General features: G+C 68.4%; 12 protein-coding genes. 3 read left to right on the top strand and 9 right to left on the bottom strand.

What is annotated here, in order from left to right; all coding sequences use genetic code 11:
* Positions 1 to 428 precede the first annotated feature (428 nt).
* A complete protein-coding gene (locus ON39_RS17150; protein WP_040735258.1) occupies positions 429 to 791 on the top strand; it encodes a tetratricopeptide repeat protein in 363 nt (120 codons plus the stop codon).
* On the opposite strand, the gene ybiA is transcribed toward ON39_RS17150, so the two are convergent.
* A complete protein-coding gene (gene ybiA, locus ON39_RS17145) occupies positions 776 to 1,333 on the bottom strand; it encodes a riboflavin biosynthesis intermediates N-glycosidase (RefSeq protein ID WP_040735256.1) in 558 nt (185 codons plus the stop codon). The genes ON39_RS17150 and ybiA overlap by 16 nt on opposite strands.
* A gap of 322 nt (positions 1,334 to 1,655) precedes the next feature.
* On the opposite strand from ybiA, the gene erm reads away from it, so the two are divergent.
* The gene (gene erm, locus ON39_RS17140; protein WP_051186737.1) at positions 1,656 to 2,513 is read left to right on the top strand and encodes a 23S ribosomal RNA methyltransferase Erm; all 858 of its coding nucleotides are present in this window, start codon (positions 1,656 to 1,658) and stop codon (positions 2,511 to 2,513) included.
* Positions 2,510 to 3,676 (top strand): lactate 2-monooxygenase, encoded by a 1,167-nt coding sequence (locus ON39_RS17135; RefSeq protein ID WP_040735254.1) that lies wholly within the window; start codon positions 2,510 to 2,512, stop codon positions 3,674 to 3,676. Before erm ends, ON39_RS17135 begins: the two co-directional genes overlap by 4 nt.
* A gap of 25 nt (positions 3,677 to 3,701) precedes the next feature.
* Here the strand turns inward: ON39_RS17135 and ON39_RS17130 are convergent, their stop codons facing one another.
* The 8 genes from ON39_RS17130 to ON39_RS17090 form a co-directional block, all read right to left on the bottom strand.
* Complete coding sequence (locus ON39_RS17130) at positions 3,702 to 5,753, bottom strand: AMP-binding protein (protein ID WP_040735253.1); 2,052 nt, start codon at positions 5,751 to 5,753, stop codon at positions 3,702 to 3,704.
* Positions 5,754 to 6,349: 596 nt separating this feature from the next.
* Entirely contained in the window at positions 6,350 to 7,255 is a 906-nt protein-coding gene (thpD, locus tag ON39_RS17120) for an ectoine hydroxylase (protein ID WP_040735250.1), read from the bottom strand.
* Positions 7,256 to 7,261: 6 nt separating this feature from the next.
* On the bottom strand, positions 7,262 to 7,660 hold the full coding sequence (locus ON39_RS17115; protein WP_040735249.1) for an ectoine synthase: 399 nt from the start codon (positions 7,658 to 7,660) through the stop codon (positions 7,262 to 7,264).
* On the bottom strand, positions 7,657 to 8,934 hold the full coding sequence (ectB, locus tag ON39_RS17110; protein ID WP_040735247.1) for a diaminobutyrate--2-oxoglutarate transaminase: 1,278 nt from the start codon (positions 8,932 to 8,934) through the stop codon (positions 7,657 to 7,659). The genes ON39_RS17115 and ectB overlap by 4 nt, the downstream gene beginning before the upstream one ends.
* Entirely contained in the window at positions 8,931 to 9,533 is a 603-nt protein-coding gene (gene ectA / locus ON39_RS17105) for a diaminobutyrate acetyltransferase (RefSeq protein ID WP_083894510.1), read from the bottom strand. Before ectA ends, ectB begins: the two co-directional genes overlap by 4 nt.
* Positions 9,534 to 9,617: 84 nt before the next feature.
* Positions 9,618 to 10,697, bottom strand: a complete 1,080-nt coding sequence (locus ON39_RS17100) for a sensor histidine kinase (protein ID WP_051186736.1) — start codon at positions 10,695 to 10,697, stop codon at positions 9,618 to 9,620.
* Positions 10,684 to 11,394: a response regulator transcription factor gene (locus tag ON39_RS17095; protein WP_040735246.1), complete on the bottom strand. Its 711-nt coding sequence runs from the start codon at positions 11,392 to 11,394 to the stop codon at positions 10,684 to 10,686. Before ON39_RS17095 ends, ON39_RS17100 begins: the two co-directional genes overlap by 14 nt.
* 545 nt (positions 11,395 to 11,939) lie before the next feature.
* Positions 11,940 to 12,347, bottom strand: a complete 408-nt coding sequence (locus ON39_RS17090; RefSeq protein WP_051186735.1) for a hypothetical protein — start codon at positions 12,345 to 12,347, stop codon at positions 11,940 to 11,942.
* Positions 12,348 to 12,810 lie beyond the last annotated feature (463 nt).

Genomic DNA, 12,810 nt, shown 5'->3' with positions numbered 1-12,810 from the left:
ATGCCGATGGCTCGCAGCCACCCGCTAACGCATACCCGAATGCGAACGCGCACAGCGATATTCAGCCGAGTCCGTACTTCCCCACGGGTGCGCAGCCGGGTCTGCGACCGCACGACACTGCGCAGCCGCAGGGCGGCACGCACTCGGATTCGGGGGATGACTCGCAGCTGGGTCGGGGACCGCAAAGCGCTTCCTCGGGGTCATCTGCCGAGGCGTTGCCTGGTCGACAGGCGGCCGGCGCATATCCCGCTGCGGGCGCACGCGGCGACACGGGTGCGCACTCGCTGACCGATGCACAGGTGGGTTCGGAGGGGCATGTCGAGGGGCGGGCTGCGAACTCTGCCGCCGACGCGCAGCCCAATCCTCGGCCGCAACTCGGCTCCGATGCTCATTACGGGCCCGGTATCCAATCGGCGCCCACTCGGCCCATGCAGACCAAACCGGTCGAGGCAGAAGCGTTGCCGGACACCAGTTATCGGACCGCGCTCTACGATCTCGGGGTCGCCATGTATGGGCGGGGAGAAGAGGATCAGGCTTGCGGGTTGTGGGCGCAGGCGGCGGATGCGGGGCATCCCGGGGCGGCTTATGACCTGGGAGTGGTCCGGTTTCGGCGGGGGGACCTGGAGGATGCCGAACGGTGGTGGCGGACGGCGGCGAACCGGCGGGAGCCGCGGGCGATGGCGGGGCTGGCCGAACTCCTCGATCGGCAGGGTCATTACGAGGAGGCGCAGGTGTGGCGCGCGTGCGCCGACGAAGAGCGGGTGACGAACGCGGATCAGTCGGTGGGCTGAGCGCCGTGTAGCTCGGCGCGCGCGTCCATCAGCGCGAAACCGAGCAGGTTCAGCCCGAGCCACCGGGCGGGGTCCGCGGCGCGCGGGTCGTCGGCGGCCAGCCCGATGCCCCAAATCCGGTCCACCGGACTGGCTTCCACCAGCACCCGATCCCCCGTCCCGAGCAGATACTCGAGCAATTGCGCGTTCTGCCCGAACTTCGCGATGTTGCCCCGGACCACCACGTCGTACCGGTGCGCGTCCCACACCGCCCCGTCGAATCCCCCGACCTCGCGCCCCAGCGCCTTCGCCTCCTTCGGCGTCCGCGCCGCCAGCACCCGCGCGGCATTGTCCGCGTCACCGAACAGGCGCGCCTTGCCCCACATCATGTAGTGCTCGGCCGAGGCGAACTCCGTGCCGTCGACCACGAACGAGGCGGGCCACCACTGACTCAGGCAACCGGCCCCGATCCGTCCGCTCCGCTCCGGCTGATGCCCCCAGAACAGCAGATAGTCCACCTTGTCGCCCGCGCTTACCAAGTCGTCCACCGAACGCAGGTTCATGGTCGACAGTGTGCCCTACGGTCCGTCGTGAGCGCCCGCGATATTCCTGCGCGACGAATAACCGGTCGCGTCCTCTCAGGCCGATCGGATATCTTCCCCGCGTGGGAAATTTGGAGATGAACGGAGCGTGCGCGGCCGGCGTGTACTTCCTGCGGCTGCGCGCGGAGGCCTGGACTCTGCCAGCGCGCCGTTCCGCTCCCGTATCCCGACTCTCCTGATCGGGAGCCGCACCGGCGGTCGATGACCGTCGAATTTTCGTGCCCTGGCATGGGTCCGGGCGAATCACTTCCCCTGATTCGACCACTCCGTTCGGAGGACACCCATGTCCCGCAATCGTTCGCTGCCGCGCGCCCGCGCGAGCACCCGTAAGCGTCTGTCCCAGAACTTTCTCGCCGACGTCGCGGCCGCCCGGCTGATCGTGCGCTCGTCGGGCGTCACGCCTGCGGATCTCGTGCTCGAGATCGGCCCCGGCGACGGCATGCTGACCAGGCAACTACTGAACTCGGCAGGCCGAGTGAGCGCCTACGAGAAGGACGCCCGCTACGCCGAGCTGCTGCGCAGACGTTACGCCGGTCACGATCGAATTACCCTGTACCACCGAGACTTTCGCGAGGTCCGCGAACCCGACGAGCCGTTCGCGGTGGTGGCCAACGTACCGTTCGCGATCACCACCGACGTGGTGCGCTGGTGCCTGAACGCCCGGCGCCTCACCTCGGCCACCCTGCTCACCCAACGCGAGTTCGCCCGCAAGCACTCCGGCGACTACGGCCGGTGGACCAAGCTCACCGTCACCCACTGGCCAACCGTCGCAATGGAATTGGGCGCACACATCGGCCGCGAGAGCTTCCGCCCCGTGCCGCGGGTCGACACCGCGATCCTGCACCTGCGCCGCAGGCCGCGCCCGCTCCTGCCGAACGAGGCGATCCCCGGCTACCGGCGCGTGGTCGAACTCGGCTTCACCGGCCTCGGCGGCTCACTGGCCAACTCGCTGCGCACGAGGTTCCCCACCCGCCCCGTCCGGGCGGCCTGCGCCGCCGCGGGCATCGCCCCGGACGAACCCGTCGGACTGATCGACCCGCACCGCTGGCTCACCCTCTACGACGCTCTGCGAACCAACTCGCACCGCTACACAAACGTATCCGATACATTCACGTATCAAACGAGGAAGGGAGCGCCGTGACCGGCAACTTCGGTGACTACCAGTACGAGATCTACTTCCAGGGCCTCGGCGGCGTGCTGCCCACCCTGCCGATGACCTACGCCGATCTCGAGGAGCGGGCGCGGCTCGCGCTGCCGCCGGGGATCTGGTCCTACGTGGCCGGCGGCGCGGGCGACGAGCTCACCCAGCGCACCAACGCGACGGCGTTCGAGAAGATCGGCCTGGTTCCCCGCATGCTGCGCGCCACCCGCGACCGCGACCTGTCCGTCGACCTGTTCGGCCTGAAGCTGCCGTCGCCGATCTTCATGGCCCCGGTCGGCGTGATCGGGCTGTGCGCGCAGAACGGCCACGGCGATCTGGCCACCGCCGAGGCCGCGGCGCGCACCGGCGTCCCCATGGTCGCGTCCACCCTCACGGTCGACCCGCTCGAGGAGGTCGCGGCCGCGTTCGGCGACACCCCCGGCATGTTCCAGCTCTACACCCCCAACGATCGAGACCTGGCGCAGAGCCTGGTCAGCCGCGCGGAGGCGGCCGGCTTCAAAGCCCTTGTGGTGACCCTGGATACGTGGGTGCCCGGCTGGCGGCCGCGCGACCTGAGCACCTCCAACTTCCCGCAGCTGCGCGGCCACTGCCTGGCGAACTACTTCAGCGACCCGGTGTTTCGCGCCATGCTGGCGAAGAGCCCCGAGGAGGACCCGAAAACCGCGACGCTGACCTGGGTTTCGCAGTTCGGCAACCCGATCACCTGGGACGACCTGGCCTGGCTCCGGTCGCTCACCGATCTTCCCTTGGTACTCAAGGGAATCTGCCACCCCGACGATGCCCGCCGCGCCAAGGACGCGGGCGTCGACGGCATCTACTGCTCGAATCACGGTGGCCGACAGGCCAATGGCGGCATCCCCGCGATCGAGCACCTGCCGGGCGTGGTCGCGGCCGCCGACGGCCTGCCCGTGCTGTTCGACTCCGGAATCCGGTCCGGCGCGGACATCGTCAAGGCGCTGGCGCTCGGCGCGACCGCCGTCGGCATCGGCCGCCCGTACTGCTACGGCCTGGCCCTCGGCGGCGCCGACGGCATCGTGCACGTGCTGCGCACGCTGCTCGCCGAGGCCGACCTGCTGATGGCGGTCGACGGCTACCCGGCGATCGCCGACTTGACCCCGGACGCCGTCCGCCGGTCGAACTGACGCAGCGGCCGGGCTGGGCTCGCGCTCAGCTCGGCTGAATCAGCGTGCGCTTCAATATCTTTCCGGTCGCGTTGCGCGGCAGCGCCTCCAGGAAGGTCACGTCGCGCGGCACCGAGAATCGGCTGAGCCGGTGGCGGATGTAGTTGCGCACCATGTCGCGGTCGAGCCCGAACCCCTCCCGCGTCACCACGAACGCCGCGAGCCGCTGGCCGTACTCCTTGTCCGGCACGCCGACCACCGCCACCTCGCTCACCTGCGGCAGGTGCGACAGCGCCTCCTCGACCGGGCGGGGGAAGACGTTCTCGCCGCCGGAGATGATCATCTCGTCGTCGCGGCCCGCGACGAACAGCAGCCCGTCGGCGTCGAGGTAGCCCAGGTCGCCGGTGTCGAGCATGCCGCCCGACTCGGTCGGCGGTTTGGCGTCGGTGTAGCCGTCGAACAGCATGTGGTTGAGCACGAAGATGCGCCCGGTGACACCGCGCGGCACCGGACGCAGATCTTGGTCCAGCACAGCGATTTTCGTGCCGAGGGGCGGGCGGCCGGCGGTGGCAGGCGCCGCGCGCAGATCGGCCGGGTCGGCGATGGTGGCCCAGGACACCTCGGTCGAGCCGTAGACGTTGTAGAGCACGTCGCCGAAGGTGTCCATGAACCGCAGCACGGTCGGGCCCGCCAGGGGCGCACCGCAACTCGCGACGATCCGCAGGCTAGAGGTGTCGTAGCGATCGCGAATGTGCTTGGGCAGGTCAAGGATTCGGTTCACCATCACCGGCACCACGATCAACGAGGTGACGGCGTGCTCCTCGATCAGCCGCAGGCAGTCCTCGGCGTCGAACCGTTCCGGCAGCACCACGCTCGCCCGGATCGGGGTGCTGATCTGCAACGCCGCCAGGCCCCAGGTATGGAACAGCGGCGCGGGGATCATCATGGTCTCGTCCATCCGCAGCGGAATCCGCGACAGCAGCGCGGCCACGGTCCCGAAACCCTTGGGCTGCGGGCGCTGTGCGCTCTTGGGCGTTCCGCTGGTGCCGGAGGTGAGCACGATCAACCGGCCGGGGTGCGACGGACGGGAGAAGGTCGGCGCGTCGAGGGCGATCAGGTCGTCCACGGTGTAGCGCTCGAACACCGACTCCTGCCCCGTGGCGAAACGTGGGACCCCGGCCGGAAGGTACCTGATCAGCTCGTCGTACTCGTCGTCGAGGAAGACCGCCGAGAGCCCGTGCCGATCGGCGACGTCCTCGATCTGCCGGGCCGAGAGGCCGGTGTTCAGCAGCACCGTGTCCACACCGAGTTTGCCGGTGGCCACCATGCACTCGACCATGGCCACGCGATTGCGCGAGAGTAGCCCCACTTTGTCGCGCGCGCCGATGCCGAGCATGCTCAGCGCCGAGGCGAGTTCGTGGGTGCGATCGTGCATTTGGCCGAACGTGTAGGCCGAGACCTCATCGATCACCGCGAGCCGATTCGGCGAGTGACCCGCCGCGGCCGCGTACCCGCCGGCGAGCGTGAAGCCCCACCGGGCGAGCCCGCCGACCTGCTTGAGCGCCCGGTCGGGCCGGAAGGTGCGCACGACACCGGTCGCCACCATCTGTTTCATGGTGCCGACCTGCTGGCGCGCCGCCGACTCCTCGCCGTTGACCAGCACCGAGGTCGGCGCGCCGACGATGGCGTCGACGATGCGCTCCAGCCCGGCCATGGTCCAGGCGATGACCTCGGCGTTGTCCCGCTCGGCGAGCCACGGATGGATGCGGGACGCGCCGAAGTAGGTGATGGTGATCCGGGACTGCTCCTCGTCGCCGCGCAGCCGGATCGCGGCGAAACTGCCCAGGCCGGGGCACTGTAGCTCGAAGGTTTCCAGCTCCTTGCCGACGACGAGCCGCAGCGCGGGCACGGTGAGCTCGGTGCCGGCGTGCCGTGCGCGGAACAGCAGAACGGGGTGCGTGTCCGACGTTTCCGCACGTTCGCAATCGCCGATGCCGAGGAACATTCTGCTGTAGGTCTGCGGGTCCATGAAAAAGTCCCACAGGGCTTTGCGTGCGGCCGCGAAATCCGCATCGATCGTGATGACGTCCGTTACCAACTGCGTTGCATTTCTTCATGGGCCGACCGAGCGGTATGCGTCGGCATGGTCACGTAGTTGTACCCAGCGGTAACAAGTAGGTCAAGAGCCTTGGGCGTTGCTCTTCATTTGCCGACAAGTTGGTCAATTGCCCATATCGATGCGAGATCCCGGCCGGTGACAGCACTATGCACAATTACCGCGAAAATGCCTCGCAGCCAGGGAAGATGCGGTAGCGGAACGAGAAGTCCACGCGCACAGTGTCCGTCGGCGACCCGCTCGGCAAGAGAGCCCATTGAGGCCTGCCGGGACCGTCAGTGATCTTGTGGCGAACCGCCAACGCGGCCGGGTTGTCCAGAATATTGCGCGCGACGGCAGAACTTTTGGCGAAGGCCGGGGTGTCGAGGGGCCGAATGGGGCCGTGCGAAGCCTCGATCAGGGTGTGCGAGAGGTCCACAGCGGATGGCCGAGAGGATCGTACCGCCGATCGGCGCGGCCCGCGCGGCAAGCGTTCGGCGTCGAGCTCCGGCGAGTTACGAACGAAGGCGTCCTCCCGTCCTGCGGTAGGACGGGAGGACGCCTCGGGCTCGCGGCCTGTCCGCCGGTGGTTGCGCGAATCAGGCGGACAGCGGCGTGAAGTCGCGGCTGCCGATATAACCCGGCCGCGGCGCGGGCGCCGCGAAGGGCTCGACCAGGGTGTTCTCCACGCTGTTGAACACCAGGAAGATGTTCGAGCGCGGGAAGGGGGTGATGTTGTTCGACGAGCCGTGCATGAGGTTGGAGTCGAACAGCAGCGCCGACCCGGCCCGGCCGGTGAACTGGCTGATGCCGTAGGTGTTCGCCAGGGTGGTGATGTCGTCCTGGGTCGGCACGCCGATCTCCTGCTCCTGCAACGACTCCCGATAGTGCTCGGCGGGGGTGCTGCCGAGACACGGCACGAACGTCCGGTGCGAGCCCGGCATCACCATCAGGCTCCCGTTGATCGGGTAGTTGTCGGTCAACGCGATGGACAGGCTCACCGTCCGCGGCGCGGGCATGCCGTCCTCGGCGTGCCAGGTCTCGAAGTCCGAGTGCCAGTAGAAGCCGGTGCCGCGGAACCCGGGCATGTAGTTCACCCGGCTCTGATGGAGGTAGACCTCGGAGCCGAGGATCTGCCTGGCCAGCCCGGCGACCCGGGACTCGCGCGTGAGGTCGGCGATCGCCGCGCTGAGCCGGTGCACCTCGAAGACCGACCGCACCCGGTTCGACGCCTTCTCCACGATCACCCGCTCGTCGTCGCGCAGCGCGGGATCGCCTGCGAGACGGCCGATCTCGGCGCTGAAGTCGGCGACCTCGGTGGGGGTGAGCAGATCGTCGACGCTGGCGAAGCCGTTGGCGTCGAAATCGGCGAGCGCCGGATCCTCGACCCGGCCCCACACCGTCGGATCGCGACGGTCGAAAGGTGTTCCGGGAGAACCGATCCGGGTCGGGTAGCGATCGACCAGTCCGGTTGTGGGCCGAGTCTCGGTGTGCTGCAAAACCATTGCTGCCTAACCCCCGATCGTCGCGGCGACCAACGGGTACGCGCCGCTACTGTCGTGAACCTCCTGCCCGGTGACCGGCGGGTTGAACACGCACATCATCCGCATCTTGGTGCGCGCCTCGAGGCGGTGCCGTTCGTGCTCGTCGAGCAGGTACATCGAACCGGGCTCGAGCACGTAGGTGACGTCGTTGTCGAGGTCGGTGAGGGTGCCGGTGCCCTCGATCAGCCACACCGCCTCCACGTGGTAGCGGTAGTGGAACTCGTGCGTGGTGCCCGCGTCGATGGTGGTCTCGTGGAAGGAGAAACCCACGCCGTCGCCGCCGAGGATGATGCGCTTGCTGCGCCAACCCTCGCCCGCCACATCGCGTTCGGTCCCGGTGATCTCCTCGGTGCTGCGCACGATCATGCGATGGCTCCCATCCCGCTGCACACGGTGTCGACGGCGCCGGTGAGAATGCCGAGGCCGTGGTCGAGTTCCTGATCGGTAATGGTCAACGGCGGCAACAACTTCACCACCTCGTCGGTGGAGCCGGAGGTCTCCACCAGCAGGCCGCGCTCGAAGGCGACCTGGCAGACCTTGCTCGCCTGCGAGGCATCGTCGAACACCAGACCGTGCACCAGGCCGCGGCCGCGGGTGGTCAGGCCGGGCACGTTGTCGGCCAGCTCGCCCAGGATCCGCCCGACCTTCTCGCCCTTGGCCAGCGTCGAGGCCTGCAGCGAACCGTCGGACCAGTAGTGCCGCAACGCGACTCCCGCCGTGACGAACGCCGGGTTGTTCCCGCGGAAGGTGCCGTTGTGCTCGCCCGGCGCCCACTGATCGAGCTCGGACTTGAACAGCACCAGCGCCATCGGCAGTCCGTAGCCGCCGATCGACTTCGACAGTGTCACGATGTCCGGGGTGATGCCCGCGAGCTCGAAGGAGAAGAACGGGCCGGTGCGGCCGCAGCCCATCTGCACGTCGTCGACGATGAGCAGGATCTCGCGCGCCTGGCAGAGCCCGGCGAGGTGCCGAAGCCATTCCGCTCGAGCGACATTCACGCCGCCCTCGCCCTGCACGGTCTCCACGATCACCGCGGCGGGACGGTCGAAGCCGGACGACGTGTCGTCCAAAACCTTCTCCATCCACTGGAAGTCGGCGGTGGTGCCGTCGAAGTAGCCGTCGTAGGGCATGTGCGCCGCGTGCACCAGCGGCACACCGGCGCCGGCGCGCTTGGCCGCGTTGCCGGTGACCGACAGCGCGCCGAGCGTCATGCCGTGGAAGGCGTTGGTGAAGCTGACGACCGTCTCGCGGCCGGTGATCTTGCGGGCGAGCTTGAGCGCGGCCTCGACGGCGTTGGCTCCGGTCGGCCCGGGGAACTGGACCTTGTAGTCCAGGCCGCGGGGCGCGAAGACGGTGTCGCGCAGTGTGGTCAGCAGGTCGCGCTTGGCCGAGGTGGACATATCGAGCCCGTGCGTGATGCCGTCGCCGGCGATGTAGTCCAGCAGCGGCTGCTTGAGCACGTCGTTGTTGTGGCCGTAGTTCAGCGCGCCCGCGCCGGCGAAGAAGTCGAGGAAGTCGCTGCCGTTCTCGTCGCGTAACCAGCTGCCTTTGGCTTTGGTGAACACGGTCGGCCAATTGCGGCAGTAGCCGCGGACATTCGACTCCAGACTCTCGAAAATGCTCGTATCGGCGGTGATCATCGGTGGTCCTCCTGCGTTGTGCGAGCGGTCGGTGCGATGAGATAGAGGTCCTCGGGCGCGTGGCTGTCCGGGAAGACGCCCGCGTCGAACAAGGGGTGCTTGGTGATTCGGGCCGCGCGGCGCCTGGCCACCGAGCCGAACAGGGCGATCGAGGCGGCGTTGTCCGGCGAGATCGTGGTCTCCAGCTTCGAAACGCCTTGCGCGCCAACGTTGTCCAGCAGCGCGTGCAGCAACTGCGCGCCGGTGCCCTTGCCCTGCTGCACGCGGTCGACGGCGATCTGCCAGACGAACACCGTGTCCGGCGCCTGCGGCCGGATGTAGCCGATGACGAAGCCGACGACGCGTCCGCGTACCTCGGCCACGACCGAGGTGGCCGCGAAGTCGCGACACCACAGCACGTAGGCGTAGCTCGAGTTGGTGTCGAGCACGGCCGAGTCCTTGGCGATGCGCCACAGCTGGGCGCCGTCGCCGACGCGTGGCGCGCGCAGCACCACGGCGGGTCCGGTCTCTTTGCGGCCGGTCGTGGTGCCGAGCGCGGCGACGGCCTGTTCGACACGGGATCGTTCGATCTCGGCGGTGTTCACCGTTGGCAATGACATACAACTCCCTGGTCGGGTTCGTAGTACTTATCCAGGCTTACGAACCAACTTTGAGGTGGCCTGGTCGACTTCATTACGGTTGTGTTACGACTCGATTGCGTCGAGGCCGGGTAGTGCGACGACGAAACGGGCGCCCCCGCCCGGCCGGTCGGTGCACTCGACCTGACCGCCGTGCTTGGCGACGGTCTCCGCGACCAGCGCGAGTCCGATGCCCGTTCCGGTCGCCGAGCGCCGGCCGCTGCGCGCCGTGGCGAAACGCTCGAAGATGCGCACCCGATCCGGCGGCGGCACGCCGGGCCCCTCGTCGTCCACGACGATCACCGCGTCCGCGCCCCGCCGGTCCGCCGTGACCGCGACCACGCCGCCGCCGTGCAGATCGGCGTTGCGCAGCAGGTTGCCCACCGCGCGCTCGAGCTCGAGCTTGCGGCCGCGCACCACCACGTCCTCGTCGATGGTCAGCAGGTCCGGCGGGTAGCGCCGCTCGGCCAGCGTGTGCCGCAGCAGATCGCGCACGGAGATCGGCTCCATGTCGCCGCGGTGCATGCCCGCCTCGACCCGCGCCAAGGCGAGCAGGTCGTCGAGCAGGCGCCGCAAATGGTCGACCTCGGCGGTCACCAGGCCGAGCGCGCGCTGGGAGCGCTCCGGCAGGTCCGCGCGGTGCCGATTGAGCACGTCGACGCTGGCCATAAGGGTGGTCAGCGGCGTGCGCAGTTCGTGGCTGACGTCGCCGAACAGCCGATGCTCACGCTCGATGCGGCGCTGCAGCGAGTCGACCATGCTGTTGAACGACTCCACCGTGATGGCCAGATCCTGGTCGCCGGTGGCGGACAGGCGCAGGTCGAGGTCGCCGGAGGCGATCCGGGCCGCCGTGCCCGCCAGCTGATGCAGCGGCGTCAGCACCCGCCTGCTCGCCCACCAGCCGACGGCCGCGCCGATCAGCGTCACCACCGCGGCGCAGCCGATCAGCGCGTTACGCAGCAGGTTCAGGTTCGATTCCAGGTCGGTGCCGCCCGTCTGCGCGTGCTCCAGATAGCTGCGGCTGATGGTGAACACCGACACGACGAGCACCAGCGACATGAGCGCGGCGATGGCCGCGAACATGGCCGTCACCCGGCCGCGCAGACTCCAGCGTTTCGGATCGAGCCAGCGCTCAGCGCTGCACATCGAGGCGGTAGCCGAGCCCGCGCACGGTCACCACGATCCGCGGATCGGACGGGTCACGCTCGATCTTGGTGCGCAGCCTGCGCATGTGCACGTCGACGATCCGCTCGTCGCCGAAAAACCCTTGGTCCCAGACGCGTTCGAGCAACACACCGCGGCTGAGCACCCGGCCAGGCGTCTCGGCCAGCTCACACAGCAGCCGGAACTCGGTGAGCGTCAGCCGGATCTCCTCGTCGCCGCGGCGCACGACGCCACTGTCCTGCGCGAGCAGCAGCGGCGCGTCCGGGTCGGCGTCGAGCACCACCTCCTGCGGTGTGTCGCGCTCGACCGCGGGCCTGGCCCGGCGGCGCACGGCGCGCATGCGGGCGGTGATCTCCTTGATCTCGAACGGCTTGGTGACGAAGTCGTCGGCGCCGGCCTCCAGCGCGGCGACCACGTCGTGGGTGTCGTCGCGGGCGCTGACCACGATGATCGGGACGTCGTGCTCGCGACGGATCTCCCGGATGCAGTCGAAGCCGTCCATGCCGCCGAGCATCAGGTCGACGATCATCACATCGGGCACACCGTTGCTGCGCAGATGGGTGAGCGCGTCCTCGGCTTCCTCCGCCTCCTCGACGGCGTAGCCCTCGTCCTCCATGGCGAGCCGCAGCGCCCCTCGGACCCGGTCGTCATCCTCAACGATCATCAGGTTCGCGCTCAAATACTCAATCCTTCGCAGACACGCAGACGTGCCCGCCGGTACACGGAAATTCGCATCCCCATACCGACGCGACATTCCGCTGTTGACCCACCTTGCCGACCTTGCAAGTACCCGAACAAACCGTTCGGTAAACGTCGGTTGGACGGACGCTCAGTAGCGGCGGGGGTGATGCCCACGGCAACAGGTGCTCGAGACATGGACGGACAGCCGCCATGCACGAGGTGGAGGGGCGACCGATTCATGACACGAAATCGTCTCGCGGAGAGGATGTTTGGCGTACTGCCTGGGAGTCTCCCTCAGCGTGCCGGTGTCCACGATCTATACGGACAGTGCTCGAGTCTTGTGACCCACATGATCGAGACGAACAACGGTACCGGCCGTGACAGGACTCACTCCGACCGCCGCGATGCCGTGTCGGGTAGCCGCGAATCATCTACCTCGATGACGGGAAAGGCGACACATCGATTACGCGATGGCCGACACAACTGTTCGCCGGCTATGCGCGCCGCTCCATCACGAGCCTGTCAACGCCCGAATACCGGCAATCAGCGGTCCTCACGCGTCGGCCGTTCCAGCCGATTGAAATTGCTCGGCGTGCCGTCCGCGCGCCGATCCTGGTAGCGAAAATGCATATGCCGCGCGTCGAAGGTGGCGAACCATTCGTCCCAGTCCACCGGGCGAAGCACCGCTCCCCCGTATCCCGGAAAATCGAAGCGCAGCACGCGAATTTGCCCGTCGTCCTCGCTGCCCGGCATGGTCGCGGGGCGCGCGCCGCGACGCTCGGCCCATTGCCGGATGATGTCGTGGTTACGCGTCACGCGCGTGCGCTCGATATTCCCGACGCGCAGGCGATCCGTCCGCTCTTGCGACTGGATCTCCTGCGAGTACTTCGGCGACCTCGCGCTCCCCGATCCGGCGTACGGATTCCGGGTGCCTAGTCGGTGTTCGTTCATCAAACGAGCTCCTGAGCCATCGGCATCGTATGTCCGGGTTCCTTATCACGTACCCGACGTGAACTTCGCGCAAACCGGATGTAGGTCACCCGACCACCGAAACCGGGGAAATGCCGCGAAAAGCGCTGACCAGCAGTACGTCTGTGAGCCGGGTCACCCGCCGTGATCGCGGTCCGATTCGGCCCTTCCGGGATGGGTAACTCCCGCCGGAGGAGGCATACAGATGACCAATCCGATCTCTCCCGATCCAACCCCCATCCCCCCGACACCCAACCCGGTGCCCCCGAGGCCGAACCCGAACCCCGGCCCGATCCCACCGGTCCCCGGCCCCGACCCCTCACCCGCTCCGCCCAACCCGGTGCCGCCGGTCCCCGGCCCCGACCCCGCGCCCGCCCCACCGGCTCCCGGCGACCCCAGCCCGTTACCTCCGGTGCCGGAGCCTGGCGGCCCGTTCCCGCCGACG

Source organism: Nocardia tenerifensis NBRC 101015, assembly GCF_000308715.1.
GTDB classification, from domain to species: domain Bacteria; phylum Actinomycetota; class Actinomycetes; order Mycobacteriales; family Mycobacteriaceae; genus Nocardia; species Nocardia tenerifensis.
Note: the sequence above shows the minus strand (reverse complement) of the source record. Positions and strands in the feature narration are given on the sequence as shown.